Genomic DNA, 18,683 nt, shown 5'->3' with positions numbered 1-18,683 from the left:
TCAGTGTGCCTTTTATTATACAAACGTTCAGCATAAGGGGGTTGTAATATGCCATTTCCAACGCACATCGTAGCCGCAGGTGGATTTGTGGAAGATGAGCAAGGAAATATCCTTTTAGTAAAAACTCGTGACGGTGGTTGGGTTTACCCCGGTGGACAAGTGGAAGTTGGAGAAAACTTGATGGATGCATTGGTTCGTGAAGTTAAAGAGGAAAGCGGAATTGACATCACGGTTAGCGGCTTAATTGGTGTTTATTCAAATACAGGAATTTTTAAATGGTATGATGGCGTGACTGATGTTCCTACGCAAGTTATTTTTGATTTCGTATGCAAGCCTGTTGGAGGGGAGTTAGCTGTTTCTGAAGAAACAACCGATAGCCGTTGGGTGGCTAAGGATAAAGTTCTTGATTTCATTACACATCCAGCGATTCGCACTCGCTATCAGGCTTATTTTGAGTTTAACGGAGCCGTAAATTACATAGAGTATGTAACGAATCCCGAGTTCCTAATCAAATACCAAACACATATATCGAAGTAGATTGTTTCTTCTGACACAATGTTGCCGGAAAAGGGAATAGGTAAATCTTTGATTCAAGAATTGATTAATAAGGCGAAACATTGTGAGGGACTTGAACAGATTAACCTCACTGTCATCTCAAATAATAACGCGGCAAAGCGGCTTTATGAGGCTATCGGTTTTGTAACTTACGGAACAGAGCAGAATGCCCTAAGGAATGGATGTCAATATTTCGATGAAAATTTAATGGTCTTACGGTTGATCTGAAGGGAAAAGGCAGCCAGATTAATCATTTTTAGAAAATCAAATATATAAAAAATAGACTGGGGCAAGTGTTCCAGTCTTTTTTTGTTGCAATCATGGCCATGTAACCCAAAAGCGAGGTCCGGCTGCCTTTCAGGCAGAAGCGGTGATATTTTGCAAAGTAAACAAGTACAAATTTAGTGAAAATAGTTTAAGATAGGGGTGAAATAATATTTTGTATTTAAGTTATTTTTATGAAATTTTATTGGAGGGTTGTCATGGTGAACCGTTTCTGGCAAACGTATCGTACTGTGCTGTTTTGTCGGTTATTCGCTAACTACTTCGCACTGATTCTCATCCCAGTCATCGTAGCCGCCGTACTGACCAATTTTTTTGTCGTCCGGTTGATTGAGCATGATGCGGAAAGATTGAACAATACCATCATGCAGCATTTCTCGGAGCAAACCGATGACACCTTCGCCTCTCTCGAACGTGATATGGTGAACATGCTGTCAACTGCAAGCCTCAAGAACTTTCCCGGAACGTCCGGCGGTCCGGCCGACCTCACGCAGCACTATGAATGGATTCACTCGCTCATGCAACAAATGAATAAACTGGATTCGGAAGATCTGGTGTACAAATCGTTCCTGTACTTTGCGAGCGAAGATCTTGTCATCGACGGCAATACATACAACAACAAAGACGAGTATTTCCGGGAACAGTATCTGATTAAAGATACGGATATGCCATCCTACTTTGCCAATCTTACTGGCAAGAAATCGATGGTTTTTACAAAACCGCATACCGTATTTGAAAGGCCGCCGTTCACTCGGGACATTGTCTCAACCCATTCGAACACCGCCATGCTGATGAGCTATCCATTCAACAATAGCAATCCCGAAGTCTATTTGGTCGTGAATCTTGATCTAGATAAGCTTCGCGGGCGATTGGGCATTCAGGAGAAGTGGGTAACGGATACGATGCTGGTCAACTCGTCCGGCTCTGTCCTGATCTCGAACGGATCGTCCGAGCTACAGCCTGATTCATTTGCAGCGATGATCCGTATGAATCCGGAACAGACTTTATTTTTAAACGAGAATAAGAAAGCGCTATCATTTACCAAATCCCGGTTCAACGATACTTGGTATTACGTAAGCATGATCGATCTGCCCACCCTAATGAAGCCGGCAAGCACGATCCGCACGATGACGTTCGTACTGCTTGGCATGTTTATCATCGTAGGCGGCTTGGTTTCTTATTATTTGAGCCGAAGGTTGTACAACCCGATTCGCGAAATTAAAACGGGGCTGGAATCGCAGCATCCGCATCTGGACGACGCACCCGGCTCCCACAGCGGCAACGAGTTCGATACGATAAAACGGTTTTCGCATTTGCTAATCTCTAAGAACAAAGAGCTGACACAGACCGTAAACGGCATGTTCCCGATCGTTCAGGAGCAATTTATTGTTCGAGTGTTGTTTGGTCAATACCGCGACAGCTTGTCCATCGAATATTACGCGAAAGAAATTGCCTTCCCGTACAAGCCGGTATCAGCCGCAACTGTCCTCTGCATTGATATCCAATACTATTCGCCATTCGCGGAACAGCTGTCTGAAACGTCCAAATCATTTATGCTGGCCGAGCTGAAGGAGAAAATTCGCAAGCTGTCCCCGGCAATGATTTGGGTATGTCAAACACGTTCCGAACAATTGTCCTGTGTGTTGCATCACGAGGAGAATCAGCTTTGCGACCCCATGGAAACAGCGAATGTTATAAAGCTGCTCCTGGAACATCCTTATTACAAGGCTTCCATTGGGATCGGGGAAACAATCCATTCCGTCGCCGCCCTCCATCAGTCTTACAACCATGCGCATTCGATGCTCCATTATAAGAGTTTGCACGCTGGTGCGGAAATTTGCAGCGAACAAAGGGTGTGGAAGGAGCGATCATCAGGAGACAGTTTCTTGTCTGCTCAAGAAGTGAACCGGATCTTCAATAGGTACAAAGCTGGCGATTACAAAAACTTGCTTCAGTCCGTGTTCGACTTGCTGGACGCAGGAATGCGAAGCAATGCGAACGCAGATCAGATGAAGAACTTGGGCACCGATGTGCTGAATACTTGGGCCAGGGCCATCGAAAGTGAGCAAAACGATTTTGACATCTCGGTCTATTCCGAGTTGTTTGCCTCCATCAACCGCTGTGTAACCTGGGAAGAAATGAGACGAACGTTCCGGGAAATACACGGCGTACTGTTCCGGACGACCGTAGCGCCGGATCGGAAACAACAGTTTGCTGAAATATTGGACTATATTCGGGCCCATTATAACGAAGAGCTCTCCATTGAGCATTTCGCGGAGCAAATGAACATGTCCGCCGGGCATTTCAGCCGCATGTTCAAGGAAGAGGTGGGTGAGAAGTATGTGGAATACATCGCCAAGTACAGGATTTCCAAAGCGAAGCAATTTTTGCTCGAAACGGATATGAAGATCGACGATATTGCCGGACAAATTGGCTATTGGGGAAGGAATTCATTCATCCGTAATTTTCGTCGTTACGAAGGAATTACCCCGGCTAAATATCGCACGATCCATCAATCATGAGTCTTCTTTTTTTCGAAGTCTCATTTTTTTCACCTGCTTATCATGCGAGTGGCGTTGTCATGCGGTTTGTAAAAATGGAGACATCCCGAAAACATGGTGCTTTACCCGCGGAGTGCCACCACATATAGTCAGAGCAAAGATTCGGCTGGCGTTCAAACGCCTGCCAAAGGAGGTGAAACCGTTGTCATTGGATCGAAGCGACGCCGCGAACGCACAAATACCAGCCCGAGATCAAAGTGGAAAGGGCACTTCTCTCCGATTCAAGCTGAAGAAATACAAAACGTTATATTTGCTGATGCTGCCCGGCATCCTGTATTACATCCTCTTCAAGTACGCACCGATGTACGGGGTGATCATCGCGTTTCAGAATTTCTCGATCGGCCGTGGGATCATGGGCAGCAAGTTTGTCGGCCTGCAGCATTTTATTGATTTTTTCCTCAACACGCCGGATGCCTGGAAGTTGGTCCGAAATACGGTCATGCTCAATGTATACGACCTGATATTTCGTTTTCCGGCACCAATCATCCTTGCCTTGCTGTTCCATGAAATCCGAAGCCGGAAGTTCAAATGGTTCGTGCAGAGCGTCAGCTACATGCCTCACTTTTTATCTACCGTCGTGATCGCCGGCATTATGGTGACCTTTTTGTCGCAGCAGACCGGAATCGTCAATCATATCCTCGACTGGCTCGGCTTCGGGCGAATTATGTTTCTCGGCGAGCCAGGTTGGTTCCGTACGATCTACGTAGGCTCGGAAATTTGGCAGACGATCGGCTGGGGCACCATCTTGTACTTGGCGGCTATTGCCGGCGTCGATCCGACGTTGTATGAGGCTGCTAAAATTGATGGCGCCAATCGGTTTCAACAAATGCGTCATGTGACCTTCATCGGCATGATTCCGGTAATGATCGTCCTGTTTGTCCTGACGCTTAGCCACTTTATGGAAACCGGCTTCCAAAAAATTATTTTGCTGTACAATCCGATGACCTATGAAACCGCGGATGTCCTCAACACATACATTTATCGCCGCGGCATCCTATCCGCCGACTTCAGCTTCGCTACGGCTGTCGGTTTGTTCCAGTCGGTGATCGGATTCGTGCTAGTCGTCTCAGCGAACCGTGTCGTCAAGAAATTTTCGGACACTAGTCTCTGGTGAAGGAGGCCGATAAATGAAAATCAAGGAAAGCTTCGGCTCGAAGTTGTTTGATGCTGTGAATATCTTCCTCATGACCATTCTCATTATCGTCATGGTCTATCCACTCGTATATGTGTTTTCCGCTTCCATCAGTGATAACGCCATGGTCATGAGCGGGCGGGTCGTTCTCTGGCCCAAAGCGATCAACTTGATTGCTTATGAACGGCTCCTCGGCAATCCGGATCTATGGATCAGCTATTGGAACACGATTCGTTATACCGCCGTTCAAACCTTCTTATCGCTCGCCGTTACATCTGCCATGGCTTATCCGCTTGCCAAAAAAGGGCTCCCTGGCCGTCCTCTGATCCTGTTCCTGGCGGCCTTCACGCTGATGTTCGGAGGAGGGATGATCCCGACCTTCCTTGTTGTACAGAAACTGGGACTGCTTGATACGATGTGGGCGATCGTGCTGCCGTCGCTAGTCAGCACTTGGTATCTGTTCATCATGCGCACCTTTTTCGAAGGATTGCCGGAAGAACTTGAAGATGCCGCCACCATTGATGGCTGTGGCACGATGCAGGTGTTCCTAAAGATTGTACTTCCGCTTTCGCTTCCGGTACTCGTCTCCATTGGTCTGTTCACCGCCGTTAATCAATGGAACTCGTTCTTCGATGCGCTGATCTATTTGAACGATCGGAGCATGTACCCCTTGCAAATCATGCTGCGCAACATTATTATCGCCGGCTCGAATGTGCAGGGCGAAGGCAACACGGACTATATAGAGACGCTGAAATACGCCATGATTACGATTGCTACGGTACCGATATTATGCGTGTATCCGTTCATTCAAAAATATTTCGTACAAGGCACCATGATCGGCGGAATCAAAGGATAGATGTAGATTCCACCGGAACTTATTCCTATATATCCGATGTCAATATAAGGAGGGTATAAACAAGTGAGTAAAAGAATGATGGCCATCATCCTTTCTGCCGTTATGCTGAGCGTTCTGACCGCAGGCTGCAGTGGAAAGGGCGGGAAGCAAGAAGGGGCAAATGGAGGAGGGACAGACTCGCAAAAGCCAATTTCGTTCTCCTGGCTAGTTTACGATCGCCCGGAAGGAAAGGTAAAGAATGATTGGGAGATTTTCAAGGAAATCGAAGCGAAAACGGGCGTCAAAGTGGATTGGCAGGTCGTCAGCCAAGAAGGCCTGACAGAGAAGCGGCAGATTATGATCGCTACCAACACGGTCACGGATTTTAGTCAGCCGACAAATCAAGAGGCTAGGGAGAACGGGCCGGAGAACGTGTTTCTGAATTTGAACGATTATTTGGATATCGCGCCCAATCTCAAAAAGTTTTATGAAACTTATCCCGAAGCGAAAGCTGTGGCAACTGGAGCGGATGGCGGTATCTACGACGTTCCTGTACTCGAAGGTGACCCTGCTGGGAAAGGCTTCAATTATATTTGGATGGCGCGCAAAGATTTGATGGATAAATATAACTTGAAAGCCCCGACAAATATTAATGAATTTTATCAATTCCTGAAAGACTTGAAGGCTAAAGAGCCGGACAGTTACCCGCTCAGCTTCAATACTCCGGTCACGGCGGATACCGGAATGTATACCGTATTCGGAAAGATTTTCACAGGTATTACAGGCTTTTTCAATCAAAGTCCGACGGAAGATAAGTATGAGTTCGCGCCGTACAATAGCGGATATAAAGATGCACTTGTATTTATGAATAAGCTGTATACAGAACAGCTGCTCGACCCCGAATTTTATTTGTTGACTCCGGATCAGTGGGAAGAACGGTTCTTAAAAGGGAAGTCGTCCGTAACCTACTACTGGAAGGCGGAAGTGAACCCGACGATCGACAAAGCGAAGCAAGCTGGCACACCGGATTACGATCTGGACGCGCTTCCCGAGTTTGCCGCAGACGGCGTAAAGACTTACCAGTTTTCCCGTCCGGTCGTAGGATCGGTGGGGCGGGCCATTTCGGCGAAAGTCAAAGATAAGGAAAGAGCCGTCAAATTTCTTGATTATCTAGTGAGTGAAGAGGGCACCAATTATTTATCGCTCGGTATTGAAGGCAAATCGTATACCCTTGAGGACGGGAAGCCGGTCTACATGAAAGAGTTCGGAGCTAGCCCCTATGTGCCGCTGCGCCGCGATTTCGGCGTATGGTACGACAACATTTCGCTGAACAACGCATTGGCACGTCAAACGTGGGAGAGAGGTCTTGACGACAAAAGCAAAGCGATCAACAGCAGCTATGAAAAGTTCATCATTCCCGCCCCTAAGGCACTCGTGAAGACTACGGAAGAGCTCGATCTCGAAAAATCAAAGCTGACCCCGCTCACCAAGTTTCTGGAGCAGAAAATTACCGAATTCGTCACAGGCAAGACACCGATTACCGACGCAAACTACCAGCAGTTCTTGGATCAATTGAAGAAGCTCGGCTCTGATGAACTGCTGGAGATGTACAATACGGCATATAAGCGCACGTATGGTTCCAAGTAAGCGGTAAGATTCAAATCAAAGGAGGGCGTGAAATGCGATCCGCATCGTTTATCGTTGATGCTGACATCCACAATGCGATCGACAAACTGCAGGACTTGCTGCCTTATTTACCGAAAGTATGGCACCAACAATGGCTCGAAAGTGGTATCGGTGTGCACGGGCAGTATTATTCGCCCGTAGGTGTATTGCGTCAGGATGCAAAGCCCGACAATGGCGCCACGCCCGGAAGCGATCCGCAGTTTGTCCTGCAGCATTATATGGAACCGTACGGAATCGATTACGGCATACTAACGGGTGGGGGGGAACAGGGCCTGTCTCTTCACGCCGATCCGGACTATGCGAATGCCGTAGCTGCTGCCTTCAATGATTGGCTGGCGGATCATTGGCTCAGCGTCAGCCCGAAATTCAAAGGCTCCATTCAGATTAACCATTCCGATCCGGCCGAAGCCGTCAAAGAGATCGACAGGATGGGGCCGCATCCGGGCATGGTGCAGGTCGTTATGGGAAGCGGAGCGCGTATGCCGTACGGCAACCGCTTTTACCATCCGATCTACGAAGCAGCTGAACGGAATGGACTGCCGGTCGCCATTCATCCGGGCACGGAAGGGAAGGGGATATCCGGCGCCCCGACACCGGCCGGGTACCCGACCCGGTATATGGAATGGCACAATATTCTACCTGCGAATTTTATGACTCATATCAATAGCCTGGTATGCGAAGGGGTGTTCGAAAAATATCCGAAGCTTAAATTTGTAGCGATCGAGGGCGGTATAGCCTGGCTGCCCCATCTGATGTGGCGCATGGACAAAAACTATAAAGCGCTGCGCGATACCACGCCATGGCTCAAGCGTCTACCATCGGAGTATATTGTGGAGCATGTGCGGGTAACTACGCAACCGATCGAAGAACCGAAGCAGCCGGAACATCTGCTGCAAATCTTTCAGATGATGCATGCTGAACAGATCGCCATGTTCTCATCCGACTACCCGCATTGGGACTTCGACAATCCGAAAGTCGTGCTGAGAAACCTCCCTCAGAAGTTGAAAGAGCGTATTCTAGGGGATAACGCGGCAGAGCTGTATGGCTTCCCGATCCCGGAGGGGCCTAAGGAGGCGGGTCCCGCATGAGAGTGAAAGTGGCGGAGCCAGATGCGATCAGCGACGGCGGCAAACTTATCGTAAAAGTGAAAGAGATGGAAATCGGCCTGTTTCGGATCGAAGGTAAATACTATGCGTGGCGTAACGTTTGCCCGCATGCGGCTGCGCCGGTATGCGCGGGGGCGATTCGAGGGACCCGGCTTCCTTCCGATGTTTACGATTATTGTTACGGATTGGAAGATCGGGTGTTGCGATGCCCATGGCACGGATGGGAATTTGACCTGAAGAGCGGTCATCACCTGGCTCCAGGCAGCGACGCGAAGCTGCGTGGTTATCCGGTGGAAACCGACGATACCGGGGTATATGTTGTGTTACGTAAGAGAAATTGAAGCTTGGTTTGCGGCTAGGGATATGATTCCTTAGCCGTTTTTTCTTTTAACAATATAAGTACTTGTCAGAACTAGAAGACATAAAAACAAGCAGAACAAACAAGAAAAACATTTGAAGGCAGCCGACAAAAGCCGGCTGCTTTTTTTCATTAAGTTAACGGGCAGGACGTATCTTTAGAACAATAAAAGCCCTAAGCGTACAACCTTCCTTATGGACATTCGTGTATAGCACTGCTATAATGGGCGTATGAACACATATGACAAAATATTGGCAGCTGCTCTTAAGGTACTCGAAGAGGAGGGCGGAGCCCAATTTTCGACGCGAGCCGTAACGGCGATCGCACAGGTTACGGCTCCTACGCTCTACCATCATTTCGGCAGTGCCGATGGACTCCTGAGTGCAGCTATAGTGGAAGCGTTCAAACAGTTATTTGAAAGCAAGATTGCCGCTGTGGAGTCCGCCATTCCAGAGATGGCTCTTCGTCAAGGATGGGATGACTATGTCCGCTTCGCGGCAGCCCGTCCTCGGATTTATGCAGCAATGATGGGGCGGTTGCTCGAGGGAGCCCATATCGCGGCGGCAGATCAGTCGTACCAAGCATTGGTGCAAAATATTCAGAGAGTCGCCGACGAAGGCAAACTGGCCGTGTCAGTCCAGGCTGCGGCAGATCTGGTCTGGGCTTCTGCGAATACGGCCTCTTGGCTGTATGTGACGGCCCAGGTTCGTAAGACACCCCCACCCCAGCCCGACGTCGTTGATCTCATTCGGGAAAGCGTAATGCAGATCATTTTGATCCAAAGGCCGGAAGACGATTCAAAATGAGGAATTCGGTGACAGAGCCTGGCGAGTCCAGGCAAAGCCCTAATTTAGAGACGCATAAGAAAGATCGCCTATCCAACCTGGACCTCCAGGAGGATGGCGATCTTTTTTATGTTTGGAGGATGCGAGTCAAACGATGTTCGAACCGCAGGACAACACTTCGAGAAAATATATAGCACCGCTATAGACAGTTCTGTATAGCGGTGCTATAATACCCGTATAGCAGTGCTATAACGTGACAGTGATCCACATTTTATCAAACCTAGGAGGGTTACTATGCCATCTAAAACTCAAGAGCTGGTCGTCGTCACAGGTACGTCCAGCGGCATCGGCAGGGCTACTGCGGAGCAGCTCGCCGCTGAAGGATTTCATGTTTTGGCAGGGGTTCGTCGTCAGGAAGACGCCGACAAAATCAAACGCAAAAATATCGAACCGGTGATCGTCGATGTTACCAATATCAACACACTAAAGGCGCTGGCCGAACGGGTGGAGCAAGATCCGCTGGGTCGCCCTTTGCGGGCCGTGGTCAACAATGCCGGCATCGCCGTTAATGCCCCTCTCGAGATGGTTCCGCTGGATGAATTTCGCCGCCAGATCGAAGTCAGCGTGATCGGACAGGTCGCGGTTATTCAGGCACTTACCCCGGCCTTGCTGAACAGCGGCGGACGCGTGGTCAATATCGGTTCGCTTGGGGGCAAGGTTTCCATGCCTGGGTTCGGAATTTATTCGGCTGCAAAGTATGCTATGGAAGCGATCAATGACAGTCTCCGCAGGGAGATGTCCTCGTTTGGCCTCAAGGTCATCATGATCACTCCGGGTGGCGTCAGCACAGGCCTGTCGGAGCAAGGGATTACGACTGCAGAGCGGCTGGCGAAATTGATGACGCCGGATCAGCACAGGCGCCATGATCGTCTTTTTGATGCCGTGAAGGCTCAGGCTGAAACATGGGCAACGGACGGTATCCGCCCCGAGAAAGTGGCAGCAGTGGTTTCACGAGCCATCCACGTAAGTAAGCCGCGCACCCGCTATACGGTCGGTCGCGATTCCGCGCTGCTGACCCGACTGGTCCGAATTCTCCCAGACAAACTCCTCGATCGGATGCTCCGCAGCCAGATGAAATTGCAGTAACGGGAGAATGAATAATGTCACAAAAACAGTTTGAACATGCCATTATTGTAGGTGGATCTTTAGGTGGTCTAATGATGGGGCTTGCGTTATCTCGTTCTGGTTATACCGTGACCATTCTTGAACGTGCAGATTCATCATTAAGAAATGGCGCTTTTATTCGTTTACACACAAAGCCTTATCGTAACAGTGAAATTGAACGTGAATTAAGACACTTGGCATCCAATGGTAGCAACCATGTTGAAGCTTGGTCAGCCATTCAAGAACGTTTGCGCAATGCGGTCGCTAAAGAACCTGGCATTACCCTTCAGCACCAAACACGAATTGTTAGTGTTGGGCAAAATGAATCATCTGCTTGGGCTACCAGTGAAGAGGAGACGTTTAAAGGAGACTTATTAATTGGCGCAGATGGATATCGCAGTATTGTCCGCCGTTATTTAAGCCCTGACAAACCATTTGCAGATTATGCTGGCTATCTGGCTTGGGTAGGGAAAGTGGATGAACATTTGCTGCCCAAGAAAGACTGGAAAAAACGGCAGCTTTCGAGCGCTTATTTCAACGATAGTGCTGCCGGTAAATTGACAACTGCGGTGATGCCAGGGAAAGAGGGGGGGACCCATCCTGGCCAGCGATGGATAGGTTTCTGCTGGTTTGATCATTCGCATAATCCATTGCTGTCTGAATTAGGGGTGTTAAAGGACGGGGTTGCCCAGCATTCCTTATACGGTGAAGCTATTCCGGATTCGCTGCTGGAAGAACTATCACAAACCAGCCAAGCCCACTGGAGCAAAGAAGATGATGCCATTTTGCAAATCGCGATTAAGGACCGCAGTTTAATCGGGGCACCTGTTAATGAATACATCCCTAATATATTGTCAAAAGGAAGAATAGCCATGATCGGCGACGCAGCTCATACCATGTCACCAATGACGGGCGCAGGCTTTAATGACTCACTTGATGATACGGTTGCCATTATAGACTCAATTAAACAGTATCCGAATTCGATAACAAAAGCTTTGAGTGAATACCAAACACGCCGTTTAGTTGTGGTTCGTCAAGATGTTCTTGCGGGCCAAGGCTTTAATCGTACTTTTGGACGCTTATAACAGCATTAAGCTGGGCCATTGATACACTGGAATTTTAAGCATAAACGGGGAATTTGCCCATTTGAGAAAACGGTAATGCAGAAACTGCGAGTATTTATAAATTAGGAGGAATTAGCATGAACGATACAATGAACCGTTACGTTACTGTACTCTGGGAGGCGAAAGCTAAAGCAGGGAGAGAAGCTGAGATGAAGGCATTCATGACTGCTGCCGTCACCCCATCGCGCAACGACCTGGGCAACATTGACTACGAGGCTCACGAAGTAGAAGGCCAGCCTGGCACATTCATCATCTACGAGCGCTGGGAAAACCGGGATGCCCTTGATCGGCACCTGAACGCCCCCCGAATGAAGGAACTGGTACCCCAGCTCTTAGAGTTGATGGAGGGATCCATTGAGGAAGGGATTCGACTCCTGCAGCCGTTCCGCCCAGCGCAGTAAGAGCAACACCGAGGGGTTAAAGACTTTAGTGGAGGAGGAAAAACTTTGGCAACGATCGATGATTTTACAGCACTAGATATTCGTGTCGGAACGATTAAGGAAGCGGAGTTTTTTGAAGAAGCAAGGGTCCCTGCGATAAAGCTTAAGATTGATTTTGGACCGGAGATGGGGATGAAATCCTCAAGTGCACAAATCACTAAGCGATACAAGGTTGAGGAAATTGTAGGGAAGCAAATTATAGGGATCGTCAATTTTCCTTCTCGGCGCATTGCGGGATTCAAATCGGAGGTATTAGTGTTGGGAGGAGTCCCGGAAAAAGGAGATGTTATTCTTTTAAAGCCGGATACTGAAATGCCTAATGGTACGCCTATTGCGTAAAAATAAGGATCTACCTAAATTGTTTTTAACAAAGGAATAATGCTTGGAAATAAAGGAGTTTAAATTTTAAAAGCGTTAGCTTTAGGAGGTATACATGGATCTTAGATTAGACAACAAAGTAGCTGTCGTTACCGGAGCAAGTAAAGGAATTGGACTTGCAATCGTTCGGAAATTTGTCGAGGAAGGGGCAAGTGTCGTCGCGGTAAGTCGGACTTTAACGGAGGAATTGGCTGATCTTGTTGAAAAAAATTCAGTCAAACATCTACCTATTGATGTCAATATGGAACGCAATACAGCTGAACTTTCTAAAAAACTCGGTGGAGTGTTCGGCAGAGTCGACATTTTAATCAATAGTATCGGGGCGGTTGACAAGAGAAGAGGAGAAGGTTTTTTGGCTACGCCAAATGAGGAATGGGAACAACTTTATGATTTAAACCTGTTTAGCGTTGTTCGTTTTACTCAAGCAGCATTACCACATATCCTAGAGAACAATGAGGGTGCCATTGTAAATATCTCTTCAGTAAATGCACGGATGCCCGAATTGTTATTGCCTATTTATGGCACCACCAAAGCGGCACTGAATAATTTGACAAAAATGCTGGCTGGTGAGTTTGGACCTCGTCATATTAGAGTTAACTCGATCTCACCTGGACCGGTCGTAACCCCTTTGTGGCAAGACCCTGAAAACGGAATGGCCAAAACAATCGGTTCGGTTGCAGCGATGGATTCCGAAAAAGTTTTTGAAGAGCTGCCTAAAATGGCTGGTATAACATTGGGGAAATTTGCAGAAGCCGAAGATATTGCGAACCTTGCAGTTTTCCTTGCTTCGAAGCGAGCTTCAATGATTACCGGAGCGGATTATGTTATTGATGGAAATATGATTAAAACGATTTAAACCAAAATTGACGAAAAACAGGTACTGTGCATTCAAGTCAATATAGACAATTAGGAACGAACAAAATTTACCCTTTGTGGATCAACACAAAAAGGACAGGCCCGCCTGTCCTTTTTTTAATTGATATAAGGATAAACGCGTGATAAATCTACGATTTATTTGACCGCACCGCCTGTACGCGGCACCAATTATTCCCCTATTACGGGTGCTATACCTGCAGCAACGACCACTAAAACTTCTCGCGCCATGTCTTCCGCCGATCGATATTCCGGATGTCTGCTCCACTCAAGAGCTGATCCAAATATGCCCCAGCTAGCAATCCGGGCGGCAGTCTCCACTGTCTCTCGTGAAACGGATGGTTCCGATTGTTCACTTAACCAGGTGAATAATAGGTCATATAGTTCCTTTTGCATCGCGACCTCAAATAACGGTTCATACTGACGATCAGCTAAAGTCATATACGGACGAGTACAGAAAAGAAAATCAAAAACGATTAAAATAAGTGTTCGCAGGCTCCCTATATCGGATAAAGCAGCATTAGGCAACTCATCCTTCAGCTTCTCTAAAAATTTTTCCCGCATCCAGCTCTCAAGAAATGCGAATTTGTCTTCAAAATGCGCATAGAACGTAGAGCGATTTACGGTCGCGTAAGATGTAATATCTTGTACGGTAATAGAAGTGACATTCCTCTTCTGCTCAAGCAATTCCATAAAAGCTTGCATCAATAGTTGACGCGTCCGTTTCACACGGGGATCGTTTGTGTTAGTCAGCATGTTATGCTCCACCCTTTCTCTCAGGATATATCGGTTATCATGCGTTTAGGAAAACTAAAGGCCGACAAATAAGTACGTGTGTTGGATAACCCACAAAAACGGTATTTTACTGGTTGTATAACCCAAACCGCTTAGATAAGATTAGCACAGACAGTGTTGCTTTTACTACACTGTTGGGTCAATCGTTGGTTCAAAGTAAAGGCTTCTTATCCAACATTTGACGTTAGTTTAGCACATAAACCAAGGGAGGACGAGGGAGATGGCAAACAATACTGGAAGTAAATACGCAGGCAAAAATGTAGTGATCACAGGAGGCAGCAGCGGGATCGGCCTCGTAACAGCACAGCTGCTGGCGGATGAAGGAGCGCGTGTTCTGATCACTGGTCGTAACCAGGATAAGCTTGACACAGCTCGTGAAAAAATTGGCAGCAACGCGGTCGCAGTGCTGAGCGACGCCGCGTCTTTAACGGATATCGATAAATTGGCTGAACGGGTAAAGGCTGAGTTTGGAACGATCGATGCCTTGTTCATAAACGCCGGCATCACGCATTTTATCCCCTTCGAGTCGGTGACCGAGGAAGTGTACGACGAGTTATTTACAATCAACACCAAAGGCCCGTACTTCACCGTGCAGAGACTGACCCCGTTGCTAAACGCAGGAAGCAGCGTGGTGTTCACCACCTCGATCGCGAACGCAGTGGGTATCCCGATGCTTAATGCTTATGGGGCCAGTAAAGCAGCGCTTCGCTCCATGACGCGCAGTCTGGCCCGTGAGCTGTTGCCGAAGCAGATTCGCGTCAACGCGGTCAGCCCAGGTCCTATCGACACCGGCATCATGGAGAAGTCGATGCCGAAGGAAGCTGCAGAACAGACCAAGGCACAGATGAGTCAGCAGATCCCCATGCTGCGTTTCGGTGACCCCATCGAGGTTGCCAAAGCAGCCGCATTCCTTGCGTTCGACGCGACTTACACAACCGGAGCCGAAATTCCCGTGGACGGAGGCGGCTCTCAGATCTAAGTTCGTGTCCAAGCTCGCAGCTGGATAACATGTTGTTCCTGATCAGAGCATGCCACTAGTTTTTGGATTGAACAGAGGAAGGACGAAACCACATGACAACACCATGGACAGAAGACCACATGCCAGATCAGACCGGTCGAGTGGCCATTGTAACCGGATCAAACAGCGGGATTGGTTGGGAAGCAGCACGGGTGCTAGCCATCAAAGGGGCGACGGTCATTATGGCCTGCCGCAGTCTCGCTAACGCCAACACAGCCGCTGACCACATTAAAGCACTTAAGCCGTCGGGCAAGGTCGTAGTCATGAAGCTCGATTTGGGTGATCTGGAGTCCGTCCACGCTTTTGCGGCGGCCTTTCGCCAGCACTACGATCGGCTGGATCTCCTGATCAACAACGCCGGCGTGGCGAAGCCGCCTTTCGGGAAGACAGCGCAGGGCTTCGAGCAGCAGTTTGGGATCAATCACCTTGGGCATTTTGCGCTGACCGGTTTGATGCTGGATATGCTCGACGCGACGCCGGGCGCACGCATTGTGACCGTAAGCAGTTTGTCGCATCGGTCGGGAGTGATTCGCTTTGATGATCTGAACTGGGAGCGGAATTACCATCCAGCGCGCGCCTACGCTCAGAGCAAGCTGGCGAATCTGCTGTTCACCTATGAGTTGCAGCGCCGGCTTGTTGCAGCAGGCCACTCAACGCTGGCAGTAGCTTCGCATCCGGGCTGGTCCGCGACCAATGCGCTGCGGCATTCCAGCATGATGCGGAGCCTGAATCCGTTTTTCGCGCAGTCCCCGAAAATGGGTGTTTTGCCGACCCTGTATGCAGCCACTGCGCCAGGCGTCCGAGGTGGAGATTACTACGGGCCAACGAGTCTCGAATTGCGCGGCTACCCCAAGAAGGTCGTTTCGAGTGCGAGCTCGCATGACGAAGCCGTTGCGCGGCGGTTGTGGACGGTTTCCGAGGAGTTGACACAAGTGAAGTATACACTTATGTAAAAACACGATTTGCTATAACAAACGGGAGGGGATATCCAATTGGAGAATTTAGATACGTCAAGCAAAGATGGGAACAATCAGACGTCCAGCCCTGCTACTATGCGGGCGATCCGCCTCCACGACTACGGCGAACCGGCTGATGTCCTGCGCATGGAACAGGTCGAGATCCCTTCCCCAGGCCCGGGACGCATTCGTGTAACGGTGCGAGCTTGCGGACTGAATCCGGTTGACTGGGTCTTGTGCAAAGGGTTATATCCTGGTAAGCTGCCCCGCGGTATCGGGCTGGAAGTGTCCGGGATTGTGGAAGCGGTCGGTGAGGGGGTCACCGATGTCGTTATCGGTGACGCCGTCCTGGGCTCCGCCGACTTTGTCGGCGCCCCGAGTGCCGGCGCTGCGGATCGGGCGATCATGGACTATTGGATCCGCATCCCTGCAGGACTCGAGTTCGTGCAAGCAGCGGCGCTTCCAATGGCGGTCACCATTGCATACAACCACCTTAAAGCACTTGGTGTTAAGTCGGGCCACACTCTGTTGGTGCACGGAGCAGGCACAATGATGGGCTTCGCTGCGGTCCAGATCGCCCTCATGGACGGCGCTAACGTGATCGCTACCGCCGGTGACACTTACGCCGACCGGCTCCGTTCGATGGGAGCGGCGGTGACCTCGTACGGTGACGGAATGGTCGAGCGGGTAACCGAGCTGGCCGGACATCCGGTGGACCTGGTTCTGGACACTGCTCCGGTCAGCGGCATATTGCCCGACCTTATCCGGATCGCCGGTGGTGATCCCCGCCGTGTTCTAACCATCAGCGACTTCGGCGCAGCTGCCAAACTCGGCGTCCGCGCCAGCAGCGGAGAAGACCAGACCTTACGCTATGATGTTCTCGGCGAGTTCGCCCAGTATGCTGCAGACGGCAAGTTCACCGTTCCGGTCGCCCAGACTTTCGCCCTTGAGGACTGGCGTAGAGCACTCGACATCAGCCAGAGCGGACATGCCCGTGGCAAACTGATCCTCCTGCCTGCCGGCAACTGATGTAGAGAAGATCGGGACCACACCTCTGGTTCGGTTTATCGAATTCATGATTGATGGATATAGTCGGTGCGCAAATGTGCTGAAGATGTACGAGTTGGTCTCGTTTGTAACCTGATATCTGCAAGGACCTAGTCTATGTGTAGGATTTGGCCGGGCGTGTGGTAGAGGGGCGGGAAGCTTAATGGCGCCGAGGATTAGGCGAATGATATGGTGAATAATGAACCGGAAGGCCCTATTGGGGCTTTCCGGTTTTTTTGCGGCAAAGTTTAGCATGCGGGAAGTACCACAGCCTTATTCAGGATTGTTGCTATAATTGAGAAAATAAGCATGGGTGGGGTACAACTAATGGATCATAAAATTCCTTTGTTTATCGTAACAGGTGCAAGTGGGTCAGGGAAAACATATGTCATTAAGGAGCTACGGAGAATGATGCCTGACGTTGATATTTTTGACCCTGATGATCTTGTTGAATTTCTTGGGCATGATTGGGGGGGAATTCGAAATATTTGGCTTCGGCTTCGGGTTGCACGAAATATCGCTCAAAGTGGACGCATGACTATCATATGCGGAACCATGATGCCTTGGGATATTGAAAAATGTGCGGACTATCCTTTTTTTAAGCATGTGTATTACCTGAACCTACATTGTGATGAAGAAACTCGCGAGAAACGTCTGCGTGAAAGGAATTGGTCAGAGGAAGAGATCCAAAACCACAAAAACTTTGCTAAACGATTGCTTGAAATCGCTGATGATGTCTATGACCCGCCTATGCCTACTATTGATACAACGGATACTGATGTAGCCGAAGTTGCTTCTCGGATAAAAGAGTGGGTTCTCCAATATGCTTGAAGTAAGTAACGGACAGTTTAGTTATATCTGTTAAGTACCATTTTGTCCCATTTAGAAGTGGTATACAATAGGTTGTACTAGCCCAATCGAGGAGAGTGTGAACCTAATGCTATACGGCAGTACAAAATGTGCAATTGAATACTCCCAACGTAGTGCCATTGATGAGTGGATTCAGTTATTTCTTAGAAATGACGGAGACAATGTTGCATTGGCAGACGGGTTATTGGAGAAGAAGAGATACTATATCGGTCCTGTCGTAATGGATATATCGGAGTTTGGAATTGAAGAGGGAGCTCCATCGTATCTGACTAAGGAGAATGATATAGCATGGTTTTTCCATGTCGTGGATAAAATGAAAATCGCCTATGGTGATTGGGACTTTCCGCCGCTAATCGTCTTTTATTCCGCCGGCAAATATGAAATCGCTGATGGGCGTCACCGCAATGAAGCGTTTCGACAAATGAACATAAAACAAGTACCGGTTATTTTTTGGACCGATACTGAGGAAGATTTTCGTTATATGATCGAGCATACCTCATCTATGGGAATGAATCTTGGATGACTCGCTAACGGAGATCGATAGCTCTATAAGAAAGAAGAGACGGCAGCCGTGAAATGACTGCCGTCTTCTAACAAACGGGCAGGATAACGGAATCGAGTTGGAACACGAAGCTGAATATTTTTTTCTACAAGACAGATATGTTTTGGTTAGGGTTGGCATCATTAATACATACATCGGTGAGGAACGCATAAGAGG

General features: G+C 48.7%; 20 protein-coding genes. 19 read left to right on the top strand and 1 reads right to left on the bottom strand.

Annotation, left to right across the window (positions count from 1 at the left end; all coding sequences use genetic code 11):
- Positions 1-48: 48 nt before the first annotated feature.
- From KI379_RS26415 to KI379_RS26350, 14 genes are all read left to right on the top strand, one after another.
- Positions 49-537, top strand: coding sequence for an NUDIX hydrolase (locus KI379_RS26415; protein WP_212985463.1), 489 nt, complete (start codon positions 49-51; stop codon positions 535-537).
- A gap of 18 nt (positions 538-555) precedes the next feature.
- Positions 556-783, top strand: a complete 228-nt coding sequence (locus tag KI379_RS26410) for a GNAT family N-acetyltransferase (protein ID WP_212985462.1) — start codon at positions 556-558, stop codon at positions 781-783.
- A 254-nt stretch (positions 784-1,037) separates the two neighbouring features.
- On the top strand, positions 1,038-3,359 hold the full coding sequence (locus KI379_RS26405; protein WP_244879445.1) for a helix-turn-helix domain-containing protein: 2,322 nt from the start codon (positions 1,038-1,040) through the stop codon (positions 3,357-3,359).
- A 295-nt stretch (positions 3,360-3,654) separates the two neighbouring features.
- Entirely contained in the window at positions 3,655-4,512 is an 858-nt protein-coding gene (locus KI379_RS26400; protein ID WP_084204339.1) for an ABC transporter permease, read from the top strand.
- A gap of 13 nt (positions 4,513-4,525) precedes the next feature.
- A complete protein-coding gene (locus KI379_RS26395; RefSeq protein ID WP_145141318.1) occupies positions 4,526-5,386 on the top strand; it encodes a carbohydrate ABC transporter permease in 861 nt (286 codons plus the stop codon).
- A gap of 63 nt (positions 5,387-5,449) precedes the next feature.
- Positions 5,450-7,012 carry an extracellular solute-binding protein gene (locus KI379_RS26390; protein ID WP_244879444.1) on the top strand — a complete coding sequence of 521 codons (1,563 nt, stop codon included), beginning with the start codon at positions 5,450-5,452 and terminating at the stop codon, positions 7,010-7,012.
- Between the two features lie 32 nt (positions 7,013-7,044).
- Positions 7,045-8,139: an amidohydrolase family protein gene (locus KI379_RS26385; RefSeq protein WP_212985460.1), complete on the top strand. Its 1,095-nt coding sequence runs from the start codon at positions 7,045-7,047 to the stop codon at positions 8,137-8,139.
- Complete coding sequence (locus KI379_RS26380) at positions 8,136-8,498, top strand: Rieske (2Fe-2S) protein (protein ID WP_105444790.1); 363 nt, start codon at positions 8,136-8,138, stop codon at positions 8,496-8,498. Before KI379_RS26385 ends, KI379_RS26380 begins: the two co-directional genes overlap by 4 nt.
- Positions 8,499-8,745: 247 nt before the next feature.
- Positions 8,746-9,321 carry a TetR/AcrR family transcriptional regulator gene (locus KI379_RS26375; RefSeq protein WP_089548919.1) on the top strand — a complete coding sequence of 192 codons (576 nt, stop codon included), beginning with the start codon at positions 8,746-8,748 and terminating at the stop codon, positions 9,319-9,321.
- 273 nt (positions 9,322-9,594) lie between these two features.
- Positions 9,595-10,446 carry an SDR family NAD(P)-dependent oxidoreductase gene (locus KI379_RS26370; protein WP_116233630.1) on the top strand — a complete coding sequence of 284 codons (852 nt, stop codon included), beginning with the start codon at positions 9,595-9,597 and terminating at the stop codon, positions 10,444-10,446.
- Between the two features lie 14 nt (positions 10,447-10,460).
- On the top strand, positions 10,461-11,549 hold the full coding sequence (locus KI379_RS26365) for an FAD-dependent monooxygenase (RefSeq protein WP_212985459.1): 1,089 nt from the start codon (positions 10,461-10,463) through the stop codon (positions 11,547-11,549).
- Between the two features lie 116 nt (positions 11,550-11,665).
- Positions 11,666-11,989, top strand: coding sequence for a putative quinol monooxygenase (locus tag KI379_RS26360; RefSeq protein WP_212985458.1), 324 nt, complete (start codon positions 11,666-11,668; stop codon positions 11,987-11,989).
- Positions 11,990-12,034: 45 nt separating this feature from the next.
- On the top strand, positions 12,035-12,367 hold the full coding sequence (gene csaA, locus KI379_RS26355; protein WP_212985457.1) for a chaperone CsaA: 333 nt from the start codon (positions 12,035-12,037) through the stop codon (positions 12,365-12,367).
- A gap of 94 nt (positions 12,368-12,461) precedes the next feature.
- Positions 12,462-13,262: an SDR family NAD(P)-dependent oxidoreductase gene (locus KI379_RS26350; RefSeq protein WP_212985456.1), complete on the top strand. Its 801-nt coding sequence runs from the start codon at positions 12,462-12,464 to the stop codon at positions 13,260-13,262.
- 188 nt (positions 13,263-13,450) lie between these two features.
- Here the strand turns inward: KI379_RS26350 and KI379_RS26345 are convergent, their stop codons facing one another.
- Positions 13,451-14,035 carry a TetR/AcrR family transcriptional regulator gene (locus KI379_RS26345; protein WP_076176557.1) on the bottom strand — a complete coding sequence of 195 codons (585 nt, stop codon included), beginning with the start codon at positions 14,033-14,035 and terminating at the stop codon, positions 13,451-13,453.
- A gap of 259 nt (positions 14,036-14,294) precedes the next feature.
- Here KI379_RS26345 and KI379_RS26340 point away from each other — a divergent pair, with 259 nt between their 5' ends.
- The 5 genes from KI379_RS26340 to KI379_RS26320 all read left to right on the top strand — a co-directional run bounded on the left by KI379_RS26340 (position 14,295) and on the right by KI379_RS26320 (position 18,488).
- Positions 14,295-15,053, top strand: coding sequence for a glucose 1-dehydrogenase (locus tag KI379_RS26340; protein WP_212985455.1), 759 nt, complete (start codon positions 14,295-14,297; stop codon positions 15,051-15,053).
- Between the two features lie 92 nt (positions 15,054-15,145).
- Positions 15,146-16,045, top strand: a complete 900-nt coding sequence (locus KI379_RS26335; protein ID WP_212985454.1) for an oxidoreductase — start codon at positions 15,146-15,148, stop codon at positions 16,043-16,045.
- 39 nt (positions 16,046-16,084) lie between these two features.
- On the top strand, positions 16,085-17,077 hold the full coding sequence (locus KI379_RS26330) for an NADP-dependent oxidoreductase (protein ID WP_244879443.1): 993 nt from the start codon (positions 16,085-16,087) through the stop codon (positions 17,075-17,077).
- A gap of 345 nt (positions 17,078-17,422) precedes the next feature.
- Complete coding sequence (locus KI379_RS26325) at positions 17,423-17,926, top strand: AAA family ATPase (RefSeq protein WP_212985453.1); 504 nt, start codon at positions 17,423-17,425, stop codon at positions 17,924-17,926.
- 106 nt (positions 17,927-18,032) lie between these two features.
- Positions 18,033-18,488, top strand: a complete 456-nt coding sequence (locus KI379_RS26320) for a ParB N-terminal domain-containing protein (protein ID WP_212985452.1) — start codon at positions 18,033-18,035, stop codon at positions 18,486-18,488.
- Positions 18,489-18,683: the final 195 nt, after the last annotated feature.

This window comes from Paenibacillus cineris (assembly GCF_018333335.1).
GTDB classification, from domain to species: Bacteria; Bacillota; Bacilli; order Paenibacillales; family Paenibacillaceae; genus Paenibacillus_AQ; species Paenibacillus_AQ favisporus.
The sequence above is the reverse complement of the archived record's forward strand: the minus strand, read 5'-3'. Positions and strand labels throughout refer to the sequence as shown.

Excerpts from the sequence above, each read along its gene's own strand:
- KI379_RS26365 (WP_212985459.1), top strand. The coding sequence starts at position 10,461 with ATGTCACAAAAACAGTTTGAACATGCCATTATTGTAGGTGGATCTTTA.
- KI379_RS26320 (WP_212985452.1), top strand. The coding sequence starts at position 18,033 with ATGCTATACGGCAGTACAAAATGTGCAATTGAATACTCCCAACGTAGT.
- KI379_RS26405 (WP_244879445.1), top strand. The coding sequence starts at position 1,038 with ATGGTGAACCGTTTCTGGCAAACGTATCGTACTGTGCTGTTTTGTCGG.
- KI379_RS26410 (WP_212985462.1), top strand. The coding sequence starts at position 556 with ATGTTGCCGGAAAAGGGAATAGGTAAATCTTTGATTCAAGAATTGATT.
- KI379_RS26380 (WP_105444790.1), top strand. The coding sequence starts at position 8,136 with ATGAGAGTGAAAGTGGCGGAGCCAGATGCGATCAGCGACGGCGGCAAA.
- KI379_RS26385 (WP_212985460.1), top strand. The coding sequence starts at position 7,045 with ATGCGATCCGCATCGTTTATCGTTGATGCTGACATCCACAATGCGATC.
- KI379_RS26400 (WP_084204339.1), top strand. The coding sequence starts at position 3,655 with ATGCTGCCCGGCATCCTGTATTACATCCTCTTCAAGTACGCACCGATG.
- KI379_RS26340 (WP_212985455.1), top strand. The coding sequence starts at position 14,295 with ATGGCAAACAATACTGGAAGTAAATACGCAGGCAAAAATGTAGTGATC.
- KI379_RS26395 (WP_145141318.1), top strand. The coding sequence starts at position 4,526 with ATGAAAATCAAGGAAAGCTTCGGCTCGAAGTTGTTTGATGCTGTGAAT.
- KI379_RS26350 (WP_212985456.1), top strand. The coding sequence starts at position 12,462 with ATGGATCTTAGATTAGACAACAAAGTAGCTGTCGTTACCGGAGCAAGT.
- KI379_RS26375 (WP_089548919.1), top strand. The coding sequence starts at position 8,746 with ATGAACACATATGACAAAATATTGGCAGCTGCTCTTAAGGTACTCGAA.
- KI379_RS26325 (WP_212985453.1), top strand. The coding sequence starts at position 17,423 with ATGGATCATAAAATTCCTTTGTTTATCGTAACAGGTGCAAGTGGGTCA.
- KI379_RS26370 (WP_116233630.1), top strand. The coding sequence starts at position 9,595 with ATGCCATCTAAAACTCAAGAGCTGGTCGTCGTCACAGGTACGTCCAGC.
- KI379_RS26345 (WP_076176557.1), bottom strand. The coding sequence starts at position 14,035 with ATGCTGACTAACACAAACGATCCCCGTGTGAAACGGACGCGTCAACTA.
- KI379_RS26415 (WP_212985463.1), top strand. The coding sequence starts at position 49 with ATGCCATTTCCAACGCACATCGTAGCCGCAGGTGGATTTGTGGAAGAT.
- KI379_RS26360 (WP_212985458.1), top strand. The coding sequence starts at position 11,666 with ATGAACGATACAATGAACCGTTACGTTACTGTACTCTGGGAGGCGAAA.
- KI379_RS26335 (WP_212985454.1), top strand. The coding sequence starts at position 15,146 with ATGACAACACCATGGACAGAAGACCACATGCCAGATCAGACCGGTCGA.